The organism is Colwellia sp. MB3u-4, assembly GCF_014077065.1.
Lineage (GTDB): Bacteria > Pseudomonadota > Gammaproteobacteria > Enterobacterales > Alteromonadaceae > Cognaticolwellia.
In genome coordinates, this window is the sequence record NZ_JACGVE010000077.1 from 64,817 (window position 1) to 84,799 (window position 19,983).

The window sequence follows — 19,983 nt, forward strand, 5'->3', positions numbered from 1 at the left end:
GAATTGACAATTAACTGGCATGATTTAATCGCAAAAGCATGGAAGGATCGAAAAGTTTTACATGAGTCTGATGAATTTGATTGTTGGCGTGTTTTTCATGGTTACGCTGAAGGCGCAAAAAGTGTTGTTATTGAAAAATTCGGTACTATGGCTGTGGTTGAATATAAAGAGGATATTCGTGACGATCTTGATGCGATTAAAGATGCACTGCTACAGCACTTTCCCTTTACGCTAATTCTAGCCAAAGGTGACCAATTACTTGGATTACGGTTGAAGGAAAGAATGTTTGCGTTGCATGGTGATTTTTCCGACGCTCCAGAATTTGTTAAAGAATATGGTGTTTATTACAGTTTACTTCCGGATGCGATGCATAACTGCGGTTTGTATCTTGATGCGCGTCCAGTGCGCAAATGGTTAGCTGATCATAGTGAGGGTCGCCGTGTTCTCAACTTATTTTCATTCACGGGTAGTCTCGGTATTGCTGCTTTAAAAGGTGGTGCAAAAGCCGCTATTCATTTGGATAAGTCGAAAGACTTGTTACCCCGTATCGAAAAAAGCTACAAAAAAAATGGCCTTGACCTTGGCACGCGCAGTTTTATACAGGGTGATATCTATAAGCATTTACCTAAAGCAATAAAGCGTGGCCAGACCTTCGACGGTATTATTTTAGATCCGCCGCCAAAAGTGTATAAGTCACCTCATTCAGAGCATCAACCTAAAGGGCAAGACTTTGCGAGATTGGTCAGTCTATGCTCAAAGCTTTTAAACCCAGGAGGCTGGTTGATTTGCATGTTTCATCGCTTTGATGCAACGTGGGATCAGTCAGATGCCGAAATTATTACCGCATCGACTCATACCTTGAAAATGATTGATCGGTTTACCAGTGAGTGTGACTTTCCTGATGAGAATGTCGATCGAAAGCTCAGAGTGACAGTATTTGAAAAGATTTAAGCTATGTCTCGTTAGCGCATAGACCAAAAAACTGTGGCCAAATAAACGATTTTATTTTTTCACTGTACTGCCAAAATAGATGAGCACGGCCGTCGATAAAATTATGTGTATAACAAGGGAAATCTGTCTAATGGGTTTTCCGCTTATATTATGAATCATCAATGGGATGGTGGTACTAAGGCGTTTCTCTTGAGTTTGGCAAAAAATTTTAGAATGATGTTTAATAAAATCTTAGTTTTCAATAAATTCATCGGGTCATAAAAACAGGTTATTTTTACATGATAAAAGTGGGTGTAATAGGATACGGATATTCAGCTAAAACATTTCATATTCCCCTGATAGAAACATCAGAATATATGGAGTTAGTCGCGATAAATAGTTCTCAAAAAGAATTAGTAAGGGAGCAACATCCTAATATTGCCATTTTTGATACGGCACAAGCGTTAATAACGAGTGCAAACCTTGAATTAATGGTCATCACAGCGCCAAATAATGTGCATTATTCATTGGCAAAATTGTGCTTAGAACATGGCATTAATGTCGTTATAGAAAAACCTATGGTTACCACCAGTGTAGAAGCGCAGGAGCTAGTAGATTTAGCTAAAGAGCAGGGGTTATTACTGTCTGTTTTTCATAACAGGCGGTGGGATGGGGATTTTTTAACGGTTAAAAAGCTTTTAAAAAACAATCAACTTGGAGATGTTCGATACTTTGAATCTCATTATGATCGTTTTCGCCCTACCGTTAGGCAAAGGTGGAGAGAACAAGCAGGAAAGGGCTCTGGAATATGGTTTGATCTAGGCTCGCATTTAGTGGATCAAGCCATCAATATTTTTGGTCTGCCTGAGTCATTAACGGCAAGATGTTTACCATTAAGAGCTGGCTCTCAAACCACGGACTATTTTCACGTGCAACTTCATTATGAAAATCTTGAAGTTGTTCTCCATGCAAGTTCATTTTCAGCGGCTCCCAATATGCGCTTTCGTATTGAAGGAACAAAAGGAAGTTTCATTAAATATGGTTTTGACCCGCAAGAAGAGCAATTAAAAAAGGGTATAAGCCCAGTAAATTCCTTGTATGGTGTCGAAAATGAGGAAAACTATGGTCGTTTATACACTGAGTTTTCGAGTACAGCGATAGAAACTGAGCAGGGTTGCTACAAGCAATACTACTTAGAAATTGCTCAAGCTATAAAGTTAGGTGGTTGTAATCCAATTAATCCAGCTGATGCAGTAGAGGTTTTAAAGATACTTGAATTAGCGGAAATAAGCAGTGAGAGTGGTAAAAAAATGATGATATCTCTAGCTAAAAACTATGAAGGATTAAAATAGGACAAATAAAATTTGTTTTTTGCGGCTGTGTCGCTTACTTTAGCCAGCTATATTTTTCTGCTGAAATAGCTGTAAGGTTTAAAATGAATATTCTTTGTCCAAATTGTCAAAATGCACTTATTTCAAAAAGTGATGTAAACAAGTTATTACCACTTAAACGGTTTGGACTCTCTGAGGTAAAGTGTAAAAGCTGCGGTAGCCTTTGTGTTTCAACAGGAAAATCCAAAAGCATCTGGTTTGCTATTTTTTTAGCGACATTAATATTTTTAATGCTTACGGGTAAGCAACTGGTAGAATTTAGCGGCTATGACTCAGACGTTCGTATTGTTGTACTGCTTGTGGTTTATTTCTTCGTAAATTGGCTTTTTTCTTATATCTGGCCAAAAGTTATCTCTATAGAGTTAAAAGCGGGCACTGAGTAACACTAAGCTTACTAAGTTTTTGTTCCATGTAGGTTGGACTTCAGTCCATCAGGTTTTAAAAAAAACAGCGCTCAGTTTGAAGTTTTGAGCTGTCAGATTTAAAGAAAAATAGCTTTCAGTTTATTTTTCTGTTTGGCTTTATCCCACTACGTTTTGTATTCGCGGTAAGCTTGACGGACTAAAGTCCGACCTACAAAAAAATCACTAAACGTTTGTCCCATGTAGGTTGGACTTCAGTCCATCAGGTTAAATGAAATTTAACGGTTATTGGCATAAATGCTGATAAAAAAATATGCCGCTGCAGATGTCGGATGACCTATTATGTTAATTGGCCACTAAACGTTTGTCCCATGTAGGTTGGACTTCAGTCCATCAGGTTAAATGAAATTTAACGGTTATTGGCATAAATGCTGATAAAAAATATGCCGCTGCAGATGTCGGATGACCTATTATGTTAATTGGCCACTAAACGTTTTTCGGACTGAAGTCCGACCTACAAAAACCGACAAAAAACCGATAAAAGATCTACAAAAAAATGATAAAAAAATGCTTAAAGGCTAGATTATCATCGGTAAAAGCAATCTTGGTTCAATACTCATTTTTATAACCTTTTGTAATTAGACTTCATAACCTAATAACCGTGTTGTGGAACAGAGCCAAATTACTAATAATCGTTGTTGTTAAAGCAGGTTATTCGCCGATCTGCATATATACCCGTTCCACCTCAAGAGGCAGGCTTTTGCAAGTCGACAAAGGTTTAGCCAGAAGGCACGGATTACTTCAGGCGATCATGATCTTTGCCTATAGACTAGCCAAAGCTATTAAAAATTCCCCCGATATTTTGTTAAGAGAATAACCATTATCATCGTATCCCGCCTTGATCTTATTTCCTCGTTTAACGCTGAAACTACACCTTAAAATGGCCTGGGTATCACAGTGATCTTAAATAATATCTTTGCTTTAACTTCAAATGAAGCGAAAGGTGTTTAGTTTATCTAATATGCTTTTTATTCAATGATTTTCAATACCTATGAGACAACAACCGCTAGTGTTATCGTGCGTGATGTGGTTAAATTTAACTATAAAAACCCTGGCTAAAAAGGCGCGCACTTGTTCTATCTTTATCCCGCTAACAAAATGGAAAATTTGTTAGTGCTGCTTGATAAAATTCAGCAACTCTCCCCACTTCCTGTTTTCGCTCAAGACACTGTTATTGTGCAAAATGCCGGTATGCAACATTGGCTGAATATGTCACTGGCCGAGCAGCGAGGCATTAGCATGAATATGCGTTATGCCTTACCATCACAATTTTTGTGGAATTTAATTAGAAATTTAGCCAGTGATGAAGACGTGCCTGAGCAATCGCCTTATTCACGAGAAGTACTTGCTTGGCGCATCGACACTTTATTAGCATCAAATGAAGTCATTGATGATGTCTCGTTTCAAGTAGCCAGTGATTATTGGCAGGCTAAAGCCAATAACTCTGAAAATTTTAACAATACTGGTAATCGCCCTATTGCTAATAAAAGTGCGGCTAATAAAAACGCCGCTGGTCAAAGTTACAGTGATGCTGAGCAATTAAAACGTTATCAGTTGGCTTGTCAGTTAGCTGATTTATATGAGCAATATTTAATATTTCGTCCTGAATGGATCCACGCTTGGCACCAAGGTGAATTTAGCGCTTTTGATCAACAAGCGAGTGAGCATTCAACAGTATCAGATGATAATCAACAAGATATTGAAAGTAATGCTATTTGGCAAGGCAAGCTTTGGCATTTATTGGTGCGCGAACAACCTTATAATCCCCGTGAACTAGTCGCACTGGCGATAAAAAACTTAAATAACCTTGACCGATTAACAGCACAAGCGTTACCGCATCGCTTATCATTTTTTGGCATTAATGCCATGGCACCACTTTGGCTTGAGTTTATTAATGCCTTAAGTGAAAAAATTGATGTGCATTTTTTTCATTTAAACCCTTGTTATGCTTATTGGGGCGATGTGGTGACAGAAAAAAATGCCATTGAAGCTTGGCTCAAAGGCACAGACTTTTCGGCGGAACAAGTCAATGAGGTGAGTGATGAAAGTGTCGATCAGCAAAGTCTTAATGCTGATTTAGCCGATATAAACCAGCCAGTAGGTAATCCTCTCTTAGCCAACTTGGGCCAGCAAGGCCGAGAATTTATGGCGCTTTTATATCAGTACAGCACAATCAATATTGAGGTCTTTGAATCAGCCGTTGCAGACTTAAATAGCGCTGAGCAAGCTAACTCTAGCCCTGAAGCCATTTCACAAATCATGTCACAAGCCAATGTTTTAGCGAGTGTTCAGCAAGACATTTTATCTTTGTCAGATGCTCGCCATCAAGAGCCGCAAAGCCCTGAACAAGCGCCAAAAGTTGATGGCTCAATTTTGATCACCAGTGCTCACAGTGCGCTGCGTGAAGTGCAGGGTTTACACGACTGGTTGTTACATCAATTTAATCAAGACAAAAGCTTAACGCCAAAAGACGTTTTAGTAATGTGCCCGCAAGTTGAGCAATATGCGCCTTATGTTAATGCCGTTTTTACTCGAGGCTGGCAAGATGTTGCTGACGAAGTGCCACCGCTACCTTGTTCGATTGCTGATCGCATTAGTAAAGACGCCGAGCCGTTAGTAGCCGCGTTTGCCCAGTTATTAACCTTGCCCGATAGCCGCTTTCAAGTGTCAAGTTTAATTGCTTTATTACGCTTGCCGGCGATGCAATCTCGTTTTGGTATTAACCTTGACGACATCGAAAAAATTACCCATTGGCTTGAACTTTCTTGTGTGCATTGGGGTTTAGATAAAGCCCATAAACAACAAGTGTTAACGCAAAGCCAAGCGGGTGACGTGAGGGAAGAGCCTCATAAGCAAGAAAATGAACCAGTGGCTTCAGATCTCAACAGCGCCAGTAACAGTTTTACTTGGCAACAAGGTTTAAGCCGTTTAATGCGCGGTTTTGCTTTTGCAGACCATAGTGTGATTTACCAAAATCAGCTGTTATTGCCTACTATCGAAGGCAGCGACAGTGAGCTACTTGGCAAACTCATGTTGATTATTGAGCAGTTACAACTAACCGCTGTTAGCATGTCAAAAGCACGCACAGCCGTGCAATGGCAGCAATTTTTGTTTGATCTATTGCAACAACTTTTTGACGATGAAAGCGATAATGGTTTGAACATTATTCGCACCGCCATTGAGTCGTTAGTGGAATATTGTCAGCATGGCGCTTACGACAGCGCGATTAGTTTGGCGGTTATTCGTGATTTTTTAAATAGTCACTTCAGTCAGCCTGATCCCGGTCGACAGTTTATGATTGGGCAAGTTACCTTTTGTTCTATGCTGCCTATGCGCAGTATTCCCTTTAAAATTATTGCGGTATTAGGCTTGAACGATGGCGAATTCCCGCGCCAACGCCAGCCACTCAGTTTTGATTTAATGACCACCACACCAGCGCAATTGGGTGACAGATCACGCCGAGGTGACGACCGATATTTATTTTTAGAGGCAATAATTTCTGCCCGCCAAGCTTTGTATTTAAGCTATCAAGGTAAAAATATTAAGAACAATAAAGACCGTCAACCGTCGTTGGTATTAAAAGAACTGATGGAATATCTTGCTCGCGGTTATGGTTGGCAGTTACTCGGTTTAAACGCCGAAGCGGCAACTAATGTACAGGGCCAAGTTAGACAATTACCTATGCAGGCGTTTAGCGAGAAAAATTACCTAGGTGCATTTGCCAGCTTTGATGCCAACTGGTTACACTTGCGCCAAGCAAAAGCTGAACTTGGCAATGCGGTTACCCATGCATCAGAACATAGTGTTGTAGATATTTCGACAAATGTTCCAACAAATGTTTCAGCAAATAGCACAGAGCATAACCTAGAAGGCAGCGTAGAAAATAATACCATAACAGCCGTTGATGCCAACACAGCCGGCAATCCTGAAAATTTATCGGCTAATGATGTTATTCGCTTTTATCAGCATCCTGGGCGTTATTACGCTCAGCGAGCACTTTATTTGTATTTAGACAACAGCAATACATTGATTAATGACGTAGAGCCTTTTGTACCTAACCGACTCGATAGCTACTTGCTAAGACAAGACTTGCTGAGCTATTACCTAGCACCGGCGCAAAGTAAACAAAGCTGTGATGAGATATTACTTAGCGCTAAGCTGTCAGGAAACTTGCCCGACTTACCCAGTACTGATGAGCTAATACAAGGTTGGCAAAAAGACAGCGAAGACTTCAGCCAATTCATTATTACTGAATTAGCGCAAAATGAAGGCTTAACCCTTGAGCCCATAGATTGTAGCGTCACGCTGAACTTAGCTGATGCTTTAACCAATAAAGTACTTTTTGATGACAGCCTATATTCAAGCAATGAACTAGCCAGCTTAAAAACTGTGTTACCTAAAAGCTTAACCCTTGAGAGTAAATTGACTATTGTTGATAACAAGGCGGTATTTTATCGCAGCAGTAGTGCGAAAGCGAAAGACTTATTTACCTTGTATTTACACCAACTTATTGTTCAAGTTGCACAAGTTGAGGCTTTACAAAGTAACTCAGCACCAGCGAAAACCGCATTATATGCCAATGTGGCCGCGACACATGGTTACTATTTTGACACTAAAAGCCAAAAGCCAAGCCAATTCTACTTTAGTGATATTAACGATGCCAAAGGGCAATTATTACGCTTAATCGTAACGTTTTATTTAGGTCAGCAGCAACCACTATTACTTAATGGTGATATTGCAGAGAAAATACGCAAGAGCAAAGTTTTTGAACAAACACAGTTTGAACAGTTTTGGTCTGACAGTAATAGCTTTCAAGCCTTTGGTGATGAAGCCTATGTACAATATTTTTGGCCACAATGTCCTGATTATCAAAAAATATCACCCAGATTACTTGCTTTGTATCAGCCAATGTTCGATGCCCTGCAGTCAGTAAAAGTAGCAGCAAAAGGGCAGGGAGCTAAAAAATGAAAAATTTAAACGCCAATACTATTGAGCTGCAAGGCAAACATTTAATTGAAGCCAGTGCCGGTACAGGTAAAACGCATAATATCACCCGAATATTTTTACGCTTATTGTTAGAGCGAGAATTACCGATTGAACAGATTTTGGTGATGACTTTCACCAAAGATGCGACAGAAGAAATTCGTGGTCGTATTGATGATTTTATTCGAGAAAGTTTACACAGCTGGGATAGGTTAATTGTTCAGGATGCTTACTTTAAAACCTTGAACCAAAATCTGGTCAATAAAAATATTGGTAGTCGTGAAGTAAAAGCGCGCTTAAGCCAGGCCTTATTGTATATCGATGAAGCCGCTATTTTTACCATTCATGGTTTTTGTAAGCGTGTACTGAACCAATATGCTTTTGCCAGCGGTATTAGCTTTAATGCCCAAATGGAAACTAACACCCAAGATATCACCTTAGAAGCTTGCCAAGACTGGTATCGCGTATTGGCATTAGGGGCCGAAAATAACGGCCAAGCCTTTAAGTTGGTCAGCGAATTTTGGCCAGAGCCAGCTACTTTTATTAATCAGTTTTCTAAAGCGTTAGCGACACAAAACGTCTTGAACGTGCAAGACCCAGAAAATATTAGCGTTGAATTTAAAGGCTTAGTTGAGGAAGCCATTGCTAGTTTAGATGCCAATATAACCATGTTAACCACCTCGCTCATTGAGGTTAAAAAGGGCGTAGAACAAGAAAAGCGCCAACAAGAGTTAACGCTATTACTCCATTGGTTAGCAGAGCTGTCGGCTGATGTTGCAGGTAAGCACGGCAAAATGCCTGATGCTTTTATTGATGGTCGACGTTACGGTCGCTCGAAAGTGAAAAGCGAATTAATTGAAATTTTTACCGCGGTCAATAGGGTTAAAAAACAACATCCTGATTTAGCAAAACAGATTAATCGTGCACAAGCTTTGTTGGTGGTGAGAAAAGGTATTTATCATATCCGCGCAGAAATCACCCGAAAAAAACTGCAAGCGAATGTGATGGGCTTTGACGATTTAATTAGCACGTTAAATGATTGTTTGACGCCTAAATCAGGGCAAGCGCCTGATCAGGTGTTGGCCAATAGTATATTTGCTCAATTTCCTGTCGCGCTGGTTGATGAGTTTCAAGATACCGACCCGCAACAGTTCTCGATATTAAAAGCAATTTATTATCATCAGCCAAGTGCTGCACTTTACATGATAGGCGATCCTAAACAAGCCATTTATGGTTTTCGTGGTGGCGATATTTTTGCCTACCTTTCAGCGCGAAACGACTGCGACCATCAGTGGTTAATGGATACCAATTGGCGCTCAAGTGCTGCCATGATCACCGGCTATAATCGTTTGTTTTACGGTAATAAATTATCTGACGATGCAGTTGATGTTTTTGGTTATCAAATTCCTTATTTACCGGTTAAAGCCTCAGCCAAGGCGCACGAAAAAGTGTTTCCAGACCGCGAGTTTAATGCCCTACAGTTTATTCACTTTAATGTTGAAGCGGATGCTAAAAGCAAAGACGGTAAAGAAAAAGCGGTTAAACAAGGCTATCGCACGCAAATGTCGGCTTGGTGTGCCAATGAAATTGTCAGGCTCTTAGCTTGCCCTGAACTTAACATGGCGAGTGGCGATATTGCTTTATTGGTCCGCGACGGTGCCGAAGCGGCTGATATCAAATTTGCCTTAAACCAATGTGGGTTAGCTAGCGTGTTTATGAGTAATCGCGCCAACTTATTGCAAAGTGATGAAACCAAGCATTTACTGCAATTATTAAAAGGTATTTTGTTTTTAGAGAATGACCGTTTATATACCGCCGCATTAGCCAGCCCATTAATGGGCTTTAATCGTGAAAAGTTATTGCAATTACAGCACGACGAACAACAATGGCAAGCATTAAAAATTAGCTTTGAAAAACTGCGTAATGAATGGCAATTTAAAGGCTTTATCAGTATGGCATTGCAGTTAATGCATCAACATTTTCATATTGAGATTAGTGCTGTAGATAACAGCGCTGATGATAAGCATAATGCGGATAGAATATTAACCAATTTATTGCACTTGTTTGAATTGTTACAAGGGGCAAGTCAACGACATCGTCAACCGCAAGAGCTGTTATTTTGGTTTGAACAACAAAGCCAGATAGACAACCCAGAAGTTGAAGCTGAGCTACGTTTAGAAAGTGACGAAAACCTGATCCGTATTATTACGCAACATGGCTCTAAGGGTATGGAATATCCGGTGGTGTTTGTGCCGTTTGCCACGCGTCATAAAGACCCGCTTAAGTTCGGTAATCGTCAGGTCAGTTTTATCGAATTTCATGATAAAAATGGCGTGCTACAACAGAGCCTAGACGGTAACGACGATGCGAAAACCCGCATGGCGTCAGAAGCTTATGCTGAAGCTATTCGGCTGTTATATGTAGCGGTTACTCGCGCGGAAAAACGCTGTTATATTCTCAGCACGGCTTTCGACCATTATGAAAATTCTCCCTTAGGTAAAACACTAAAATGGTCGGCAGATACTGATATGGCAACCAGCTTGCAGCAATTAGTGCAAGACAATCCTGATGAAATAGCCCTTGCAGTGTTAGACAACTATTTAGCCGGAGAAAGCTTATCACAAGAAACCTTATCAAAAGAAACGCTATCAAATGAAACCTTAGCTAAGCAAATTTCAGTCACGGGCAATACCAATATCAATACCCAAAGCACTAATGATGAAATCAATGCCAAGGTTATCGTTGAAAAACAAGCTCAAGTAGCGCGTTTTGAGGGTAAAATTGAGCGTGATTGGTGGTTAAGTTCATTCTCCGCTTTGAGTAAAAATCTACGTCATAATGGTGTTTCTTCGCCTGATCGAGATAATCAAGAAACCGAACTTGCTGATCAAGGCGATAATACCTACAACGCACTATCAAGTCATATTAACGAGTTACGTTTTACCTTAACCAAAGGTGCACAAACCGGTAACTTACTGCATGATATTTTAGAACAAACCGACTTTTCAGCCCCTGATTGGCAAAAAAGCTGCCATTGGCCACTGGTAAAATATGGCGCTATAGATAGCGTAATAGAAAGTGTGGCAGATAGCAGTTTAAATAGTTCAGGAGAGAGTTCAATCGAGAGTGGCGAAAATACGCCGCAAAACCATGGCCAAACACGGTTAATAACATGGTTAGAAGAGGTATTACACACGCCACTTAACGTAAATAACTCTTGGTCTTTAGCTCAGCTTGAGTTGCAAGATACCTTACGAGAAACCGAGTTTTATTACCCCATGCGCTCGGCAAGTAGTAGTTTATTAACAAAACTGCTGACCGAGCATAGAAATAGTAATGCTAGTAGCAAAATAGCTAAAAATCATCGAGTGCATCTGCCTTCTTATCATCAACTTAAAGGTATGATGCATGGTTTTATCGATTTGATTTTTCAGGCCGATGGTAAATATTATGTTTGTGATTATAAGTCTAGCCATTTAGGCGATCACTATAGTGATTATAACGATCTGGCTATGCGTCATAATATCGAGAAAAATCATTACGACTTACAATATCTTATTTATGCTTTGGCATTACACCGTCATCTAAAATATGCCTTGGCTGATTATGATCCCGAGCAGCATTTTGGCGGTATTTATTATTTGTATTTACGTGGTATGAGCAACCAAACTCAGCATCAAGATTGTGGTGTTTATTATCGCCAAATTACCCTCGCAGAATTAGATCAACTTGATGATATTTTTGCTGGAGAAACCACTAATGCCTGAAGTCATGATTAACCATAAAGTACAAAGTGAAACTATTTATGCATCGTTTCAACATGCGTCAAGTCAACTTGATGGTTTGGTTGCTGTGGATTATTTTTTCGCTAAAGAAATCAGCCAATGTCTGGGTTTTTACCTGACTAATAACTTAGCTGATAAACAGACTGATGACATGCAAAGTGATGAACAACTGTTATCCAATCAACAACAATGGTTTCATTTGTTGATCGCTTTAAGTGCGAGTCTGCGAGACGGTCATACTTGTTTACCCTTAGCGCAAGTCGCCGGTAAACGACTCTTTAGTGATGGCACAAGTCAAAGTGCTGATGTGAACGAAAACCCCACAGTGGTAACAACAGATACTAAGGGCTTTATATTTGCCGACCTTAAAACCCTTACGGCGCTGATGGAAAAACTTCCTTTAGTAAGCTTGGAGCAAAAGATAGAGGCCGAGCAACAACCGATAGTGTTAAGTCATGAACGGCTTTATTTACGGCGCTATTATCAATTTGAGCAAGAGCTAAAGCAGCTAGTGCGAGAGCGACGTAACAGTAGAGAGAGGCAAGTTGAATCAGCTGAAAATACCCAGCAAGCAAAATGTGAACTTGATACCATCAAAAGCATTGTCAGCACTTTGTTTCCTGATTTAGCCGCACAGAATGAGTTACCCACTAGCGCCATTGACTGGCAAGGCGTTGCCGTAGCTAATGCGATGAATAAAGACTTTGCTATTATTGCCGGTGGTCCTGGTACAGGCAAAACTTATACCGTGACTAAACTGCTTGCTGCCTTGGTCATGTTAGCCATAGCAGATAGCGAAAACTCAAGTCAAGGTAGCCAAAACTTAACGGATGAAAGCTCAAGCGACTCAAACTTAAATAGGGCAAGTTTTACGGCCCCACGAATCGCCTTAGTAGCGCCAACAGGCAAAGCGGCACAACGCTTATCAGAATCAATCACCAATGCGGTTCAAGATTTTCGTGGTATTATTGCTGATCAAGTATTAGATCTTATTCCAGAGCAAGCAAAGACCCTACATAGATTATTAGGCGTTATTCCTGATCAGGTCAATTTCCGCCATTATCAAGAAAATAAACTCGCGATAGATATTTTACTGATTGATGAAGTATCTATGGTCGATTTACCTATGATGACGCGAATTTTTCGCGCCTTACCAGCCACCACTAAAGTCATTTTATTGGGTGATGCTGATCAATTACCTTCAGTGGCGGTTGGCAGTGTTTTAGCTGATTTTGCACCGCGTCCACACTTAGGTTACAGCGCTTTAAATCATCAATATTTAGCCCAGGTAACCGGTTATCAAACGCTGACAAAAGATAGCAGCGTATTAGCGGCAGATGAGCAATACAGCGCCGGAGATTGCGTCACCTTTTTAATGAAAAGTCGTCGCTTTGATGGCGAAGGTGGCATAGGTAAAATCGCCAATTATGTTATTAAAGGCCAATATCAAGAAAGTTGGCAGTTATTGCAACCAAGCGAGCCACCGAGTAACGACAAACAACTCACCTTATTATCGGGCACTATTGAAACTTGGCTTACACCCTTGGTTGAGCAGTATTACCTAGGCCTTTGTCAATGCGACAAGGTTGAAGAGGCTTTTGCCTTATTGGCTAAATTTAGAATTTTATCGTCAACGCGTAAGGGCCCACAAGGGGTCGAAAGCTTAAATGCCTTAGTGATTGATATATTGCGTAATAAAGGGGTAATTCCTTTTAATCGCTTTGAATCAAGTAATACCTTATACGCCAGTCAACCGATAATGATCAGTGAAAATGACTATCGCTTAGGTGTATACAATGGCGATATTGGCTTGCTATGGCGTAATAGCCAAGGGCATTTAATGGCCGTATTTGAGAATACACAGGGTGGTTATGACTGGATAATGCCGTCGCGTTTGCCTAAATTTGAAACGGTTTATGCGATGACTATCCATAAAACTCAAGGTAGTGAGTTTGAACATGTCGCTATGGTGCTGCCTGAGCAAAAAGACAATAGATTATTGTCGCGTGAATTATTATATACTGGCATTACTCGAGCTAAGCTGCAGTTAAGTATTGCTAGCAGTCAGAGCGTTTGGCAAAGTGGCGTAAGTCAGCAAGTTAAACGCCATTCTGGCTTGGCAATAAACTAGCTTTTATCACCCTAATTGTTCATCTTTATTGAAATTATAGAAGTAAGTTAAGAAATGAAATTAAAAGACATTGAAAAACCCGTTTACCGTAAACACCTCAATATTATTATTGTCAGCTTTATTGCTAGTTTGCTTATTTTAGCTTTGGCTTACGGACAAGCTTTGATCATGCTATTTGCTGATGTTGGCAATATAACCCCGGAGCCGGCAGTTAAAGCGGCAGGTGAGTTGACAAAGGATGGCGCCGCATCAGAAAGTAATTTTAGGTATAATTTTATTGGGGTATTATTGGCATTATTAACCTGTGTTTTTGCTTTGCATCGCCTACGAGCCAGTGCATTTTTTAGTGAAGTGTATTATGTTTGGCAAATTAAGCAGCAACAAAACGCGATATATCGTAAACTGAAAAAAATAAAAGCCGCCGCTGCCAATGACAATGTTAATGCACTGATTATTTTAAATTTTTATTATGCCAGTTTAAAGCAAATTTATTTATTAGATGACAACACCTTAACCATGTCTAAACTTGATAAAGATATTAGTGAATTGAATACGCGAATAGAAAATAAAAATTTAACACTCTCTACCGATCAGTTTAATAAATCACTGTTGGCAGATTATTAAAATACCCATGTGAGTGATATGTCATGAGAGGTTAGTTTATAGCTTAGGTTTGATTAGGTCGCAATATCCTAGTCTAAGCCGTAGCCTTTTACCTTAATAAGACAGTAGTATAATTTATAGTAAAGGTTTTAATATCAGTGCTGTAAATTGTACGAATTGATTACATGATCACTCAGTATGATCACTCAGTATGATCACTCAATATGAACAAGGCTCATTTTTGATCTTAAGTTTAACACCTGAGCTTGTTATGGAATAAAAACACAGGAAAATATACCGCGCATGAAGAAGTTAAAAAATGAAGCTGAATTATTGAAAAAAGCCATTGTTATTGGTGAAGGTTATGCGAAAAATCGTGGCTATAAAGGCTTTTCAACCACTAACGCCGCAAAGGACAAAATTGAAAGCTTATATCGCTTATTGGTCAATGATAAACTTATTCAACCTTTGCCAAAAGATGCTGAAGACTTGGCCAGCATGAAACATAAGTTATCGTTATGGATTGCCAAACAGTTACCGGCAGATCATCCGTTACTGAAATAACGAGGCATTTATCTCAGGCGCTAACTTAGCGGGCATAATGCTTAGTTTAGATTAGTGGCTTTGATATGAGTGCCGTGTTCATCGTAACGTTTTTACAGTACATTTTTTAGAGAATTTTTTAGAGTACTTTTTATAGTACATCCTTGATAGTCATAGAGAAGCAAACAAGTTATATGAATCGTAAAAAGAAAATTAACCAAGCCTTAAAATCAAAAGTTAAGAAAATGAATGCTAAGTTGCAAAACTCCAGCAAGCCTAAGTATGTTTCTAAGGCCGACCGGGTGGCTGTTGCAGAAAAAGAAGCTGAAATTCATTTAGCTGATTGCACAGAAAACTCGCCTGAAAGTGTTGGTGATAGTGCTGTGGATAGCGTTACTGATAGTGGCTCATAATAAGCTATAAATTATTAACATGTGCACAAAATTAGCAAGGTTAAAACCGACTAAATACGACTTACAAAACAGTACCCAAGGCGATACCATCACCCGCAGGTACTATGTAGGTTGGACTTTAATCCATCAAGTTAAATGAAATTTAACCCTGTTAGCATAGATACTGAGCGATAAAACAATACACAGCTGCAGATTTTTTTGGTCCATCAGATTAATCACTCGCTTAACGATTGACGGACTAAAGTCCGACCTACAAAAAATTACCCAACGCTAAATGATCACTAAACGTGACATTATCACCCGTAGGCCTTATGTAGGGTGGACTTTAGTCCATCAAGTTAAATGAAATTTAACCTTGTTAGCATAGATACTGAGCGATAAAACAATACACAGCTGCAGATTTTTTTGGTCCATCAGATTAATCACTCGTTTAACAGTTTACGGATTGAAATCCAAATAACAAAAAATCAGCCAGCACTTTACCACTTTTTACGCGCTACAAATGGCTTGTGCTGTTCAGCTTTATGGGTTTGATTATAAATTTTTCGATGAACATTTTTACCCATTAAAATTCTAATTTGATAATAAGACTCACGAAATAACGCCCAACCTTTGCTACCTTGCCAACTCTTGTTATAAAGCTTTTTATTGGCTGCGATCGCGTCAGGTGATTGTTGCATTAAAGTAAGGGCGAAGGTGTGTGCATCGGCTAGAGGACTTGCTGTGATTTCAGTGACTAAATTTAAGGCCAGCGCTTGTTGGCCGGTAAACGCTTCTGCTGTCATAGCGAGCTTTTTTGCTTGATCAATCGCGAGGAGGTCGCGCAATGCTATTGTGCCGCCCATATCAGGTATTAAGCCCCATTTACCTTCTAGGATAGATAATGAGCTGTCAGGTGTAGCAAACCTAAAATCTGCTCCTAAGGCTATTTGTAAACCGCCGCCCCAACATCGGCCATGAATAGCGCAAATAACGGGTACGGGAATATCCTGCCAACCGGTAGACACCACTTGCGCTAAGTTTGCATGCCAAGGTAAGACCTTAAATAGCAGTTTGATCATGCTCATTGGTGATTTCATGATAGATTTAACATCTAAGCCAGAACAAAAATCCTCGCCATTACCTGATAAAATAACCGCACGAATGTCACGGTTTTTACGCAGTGTTTTTATCGTCTGCCGAATGGCGATAAACATTGGCATATCTAAGGCATTAAGCTTATCTGCACGATTAAGTTTAACGTGGGCAATATTATGGGTGATCTCTACACTTACGCGTTGCTCAGTCATGGCTGTCCTAGCTCAATAGCCTATTAGGCTATAAATATTATGCTAACGTTATTTGATGGTATGACCAGTACCATAGCGAAAGCGTTTATTAATGTCTACATTGAGTTAGCTTTGTCTAAGCTGAAAACTTGTAAAAGTAGAGAATTTATCGCACATTGTTAGCTGAGATGGTTAGCCGATAGGGTTAGCATATATTTTTAGCACCTGATTATTGTGGCAATATTATACAAAGCGTTGCAGCGATATTATATTAAACATTACGGCGAAATCACATGAAAAACAAATTATTGTTATCAACTGTTTTAACCTTAGCAAGCGTGCCGCTATTTATGCATGCTGCTGCGCAAGCTCACCAAGAGCCAGTTTTTGCTATCGCTATACACGGCGGCGCAGGCACAATAAATAAAAGTAAAATGACTACAGAAAAGCGTAACGCCTATGAAACTAAGTTAAAACAAGCGCGTGATGCCGGTTATGCTCTGTTAGCAGATGGAAAATCTAGTCAAGCGGCTGTTATTGCCGCTATTCAAATATTAGAAAACTCGCCATTGTTCAATGCCGGCAAGGGCGCAGTTTACACTTTTGATGGCGAGCACGAACTTGATGCCTCGATAATGAACGGTAAAACCTTAAATGCCGGCGCCGTTTCAGGAGTGAAAACCATTAAAAGCCCAATAGCGTTAGCCGAAGCCGTGATGGAAAAGTCGGTGCATGTCATGCTTAGTGGCGAAGGTGCGGAAGTTTTTGCGCAACAACAAGGCTTAGAAAGTGTTGAAAATAGCTATTTTGATACCGATGCGAGATACCAGTCGTTATTAAAAGCTAAAAAGCAGTTAGTAGAGCAAGAAAAAACGCTGAAAAACTTTCAAGCTGCTCATCAAACACTGGGTAATGAATATAAATTTGGCACAGTTGGCGCGGTTGCACTGGATAAATCAGGTACATTAACAGCAGGGACTAGCACAGGCGGCATGACCGCAAAACGTTTTGGCCGTATTGGTGACGCACCCATTATTGGTGCGGGTACATACGCGAATAATGACAGCTGTGCTGTTTCAGCAACAGGTCACGGTGAATATTTTATTCGCTATCATGTCGCCGCAGATATCTGTGCGCGTATGCAGTATCAGGGCATTAGTCTTGAGAAAGCCGCAGACGTAGTGATAAATGATGTTTTAGTTAAAGCTGGCGGCTCAGGTGGTATTATTGCGATTGATACGGCGGGTAATATTACTATGCCATTTAATAGCACAGGTATGTATCGCGCGAGTAAATCGTCAAATGGTGCAGAATTTATTGGGATATTTAAAGATGATTAAAAAATTGATGATTTTGAATACGAGACTTATTTCAAAAAACAGATTGGTTTTAAAAAATAGATTGGCTTCAAAAAAAATAGTCGTTGCAAAAAATAGCGTGACTTCGACAGCTTCAATTACCTCAAGGCGTTTTATTAATTGGCCTCACATAAGCCACTTGAAAACCTTGCTAGGCTTATCTATCGCTATGGTACTTGTTGGCTGTTCAGATGACGTGGGTAAAGTTAGCCTAGGATTATTTACCACAAAAGACGTGGTCATCAACGCTAAGCAAGACCCGATTGTCACTGGGGTAACATGTCATATTAGTCATGTGGAAGCCGATTTAGATTTTTCTGATCCATCAGATATGAGTATTGCTTGTCGACAAACGGGTGAAATATCCGCGCAAGCTTTAGCAAAAATTGATCGTTCAAAAAATGGTGAAGTAGTCTTTAAAGAGTCAAAAAGTATTTTATTTAAAAGCTTAAAAGTCAGACGTATTTATGATGCTGAAAATAAAAGCCTTATTTACCTGTCTTATTCAACGAAAGAGTCGTCTGGCAGTCATCATCATTCATTATCAACAGTGCCTTTATACAATACTAAAGCTTGGCAATGGGCCTTGGCTCAAGATGTGAAAAACTAGATGTTTAAGACCTTTAACTGATGAAAGTGAAGCATTAACTTGTGGGATATAACCCATGTTAACTTTTGATTTTATTTGTAGTGTTGTTTACTTAACAACCCATAAAATCAAAGCGTAAAGATTTAAAAAGTAGTATAAATTATGTTAGCAAAACTGTTTAGTCCGAAAGAAATTATTGATGAAAATACCCAGAATTGGATATTTGATACCTTTGCATGGGCCATTGAAAATTTTGAAATTAATGTGCTTAAAAATGATAGTCGTTTAATACTACCGACCAATGAGTTTTATCCTGGCAAAGTTAGCAGTATTGATGAAATGGCTCAAGCTATGTTCATCAACACCAAAAACTATGCGGGCATGCAAAAGTGGCCGATACAACTTTCATCAGCCACACCGGCATCAAATACTGCCATTGAAGATTTGAGTTTAGGGCCAATTATTCGAGGCGATCATGCTGAGGTTGCCATAAGCAATGGCAATGGAGCCTTAATACTGGGGTTTACGCCAAACCAGGTGAATCAACCACAAGACTTAATTGCCGCTATTAGCCAAACACTGGCCAGTATTTTGGTGATTTCAAACAAGGTTTTGCCGCCGGGAGGTAAAGAATATTTACCCCAAGCGACAGATCTTGTCGCTTGTTTTATGGGCTTTGGTGTTATTTTTGCCAATACAGCCTATCAATTTAAAGGTGGTTGTGGCGCTTGTAATAATGCCAGTTTAAACCGTCAAGCGGCATTAACCGAACCTGAAACTTTATATGCATTGGCTCTTTTTTGCGTTTTAAAAAAAGAGCCAATGAAAAATGTTAAAGGCCATCTAAAGTCACATTTGAAAAAAGATTTTGTTAACGCTTATAAAAGCATTGAACAATCACTTTTAAGCACGACACAACCGGCCTTATTAGCTTTGGTAAGTGAATAATTTACAAAAGCTAAAAAACTAAAAAACTAAAAAGGTGAAAAGTTTTGACTCTATAGCACGACCGGGCTGTTAGGTTATGAAGTCAACGGTTTAGGGGGAGAGAGAAAGTTAGTACTTTAGTCAAAATTGCTTTTATAGGTGTTTATCTAACGTATAGCTATTTTTTACCTTTTGTAGGTCGGACTTTAGTCCGTCAACGGTTAAGCCGGCAATTAACGCGATGGGTTAACAAACCTCTGCAACTAGGTGTGATTTTTGTTGTTTAGAATTTTGCCAAAGATAGTTAAATTTCATTTAACTTGATGGACTGAAGTCCAACCTACAAAGGCCCAGATAAAACTTACGGGTAATTGCGTAACGTTTGGCGATTTTTTGTAGGTCGGATTTTAGTCCGTCAACGGTTAAGCCGGCAATTAACTCGATGGGTTAACAAATATCTGCAACTAGGTGTGATTTGTGTCGTTTAGTATTTTGCCGAAGATAGTTAAATTGCATTTAACCTGATGGACTAAAGTCCAACCTACAAAGGCCCAGATAAAACTTACGGGTAATTGCGTAGCGTTTGGCGACTTTTTGTAGGTCGGACTTTATTCCGTCAAGCGTTTAGTCAGTGGTTAAT

The 19,983-nt window shown here is 39.6% G+C and carries 13 protein-coding genes; 12 read left to right on the top strand and 1 reads right to left on the bottom strand.

What is annotated here, in order from left to right; translation table 11 throughout:
* The first annotated feature begins 3 nt into the window (after positions 1-3).
* The 9 genes from H4J61_RS08570 (at position 4) to H4J61_RS08610 (ending at position 15,201) form a co-directional block, all read left to right on the top strand.
* Positions 4-951: a class I SAM-dependent methyltransferase gene (locus tag H4J61_RS08570; RefSeq protein ID WP_182184745.1), complete on the top strand. Its 948-nt coding sequence runs from the start codon at positions 4-6 to the stop codon at positions 949-951.
* A gap of 278 nt (positions 952-1,229) precedes the next feature.
* Complete coding sequence (locus H4J61_RS08575; RefSeq protein ID WP_182184746.1) at positions 1,230-2,282, top strand: oxidoreductase; 1,053 nt, start codon at positions 1,230-1,232, stop codon at positions 2,280-2,282.
* Between the two features lie 83 nt (positions 2,283-2,365).
* Positions 2,366-2,704, top strand: a complete 339-nt coding sequence (locus tag H4J61_RS08580; RefSeq protein ID WP_182184747.1) for a hypothetical protein — start codon at positions 2,366-2,368, stop codon at positions 2,702-2,704.
* Between the two features lie 1,110 nt (positions 2,705-3,814).
* Positions 3,815-7,711 (top strand): exodeoxyribonuclease V subunit gamma, encoded by a 3,897-nt coding sequence (locus H4J61_RS08585; protein WP_182184748.1) that lies wholly within the window; start codon positions 3,815-3,817, stop codon positions 7,709-7,711.
* Positions 7,708-11,493 (top strand): exodeoxyribonuclease V subunit beta, encoded by a 3,786-nt coding sequence (gene recB, locus H4J61_RS08590; protein WP_182184749.1) that lies wholly within the window; start codon positions 7,708-7,710, stop codon positions 11,491-11,493. Before H4J61_RS08585 ends, recB begins: the two co-directional genes overlap by 4 nt.
* A complete protein-coding gene (gene recD, locus H4J61_RS08595) occupies positions 11,486-13,642 on the top strand; it encodes an exodeoxyribonuclease V subunit alpha (protein ID WP_259363214.1) in 2,157 nt (718 codons plus the stop codon). Before recB ends, recD begins: the two co-directional genes overlap by 8 nt.
* Before the next feature lie 54 nt (positions 13,643-13,696).
* The gene (locus tag H4J61_RS08600) at positions 13,697-14,266 is read left to right on the top strand and encodes a DUF3087 family protein (RefSeq protein ID WP_182184750.1); all 570 of its coding nucleotides are present in this window, start codon (positions 13,697-13,699) and stop codon (positions 14,264-14,266) included.
* 282 nt (positions 14,267-14,548) lie between these two features.
* On the top strand, positions 14,549-14,809 hold the full coding sequence (locus tag H4J61_RS08605; protein WP_182135519.1) for a DUF5062 family protein: 261 nt from the start codon (positions 14,549-14,551) through the stop codon (positions 14,807-14,809).
* Between the two features lie 173 nt (positions 14,810-14,982).
* Positions 14,983-15,201, top strand: a complete 219-nt coding sequence (locus tag H4J61_RS08610; protein WP_182184751.1) for a DUF2986 domain-containing protein — start codon at positions 14,983-14,985, stop codon at positions 15,199-15,201.
* Between the two features lie 479 nt (positions 15,202-15,680).
* On the opposite strand, the gene H4J61_RS08615 is transcribed toward H4J61_RS08610, so the two are convergent.
* On the bottom strand, positions 15,681-16,490 hold the full coding sequence (locus H4J61_RS08615) for a crotonase/enoyl-CoA hydratase family protein (protein WP_182184752.1): 810 nt from the start codon (positions 16,488-16,490) through the stop codon (positions 15,681-15,683).
* A gap of 272 nt (positions 16,491-16,762) precedes the next feature.
* Here H4J61_RS08615 and H4J61_RS08620 point away from each other — a divergent pair, with 272 nt between their 5' ends.
* From H4J61_RS08620 to H4J61_RS08630, 3 genes are all read left to right on the top strand, one after another.
* Positions 16,763-17,809, top strand: a complete 1,047-nt coding sequence (locus tag H4J61_RS08620; protein WP_182184753.1) for an isoaspartyl peptidase/L-asparaginase family protein — start codon at positions 16,763-16,765, stop codon at positions 17,807-17,809.
* 187 nt (positions 17,810-17,996) lie between these two features.
* A complete protein-coding gene (locus tag H4J61_RS08625) occupies positions 17,997-18,437 on the top strand; it encodes a CreA family protein (RefSeq protein WP_182135554.1) in 441 nt (146 codons plus the stop codon).
* A gap of 141 nt (positions 18,438-18,578) precedes the next feature.
* The gene (locus H4J61_RS08630) at positions 18,579-19,364 is read left to right on the top strand and encodes a hypothetical protein (RefSeq protein WP_182184754.1); all 786 of its coding nucleotides are present in this window, start codon (positions 18,579-18,581) and stop codon (positions 19,362-19,364) included.
* Positions 19,365-19,983: the final 619 nt, after the last annotated feature.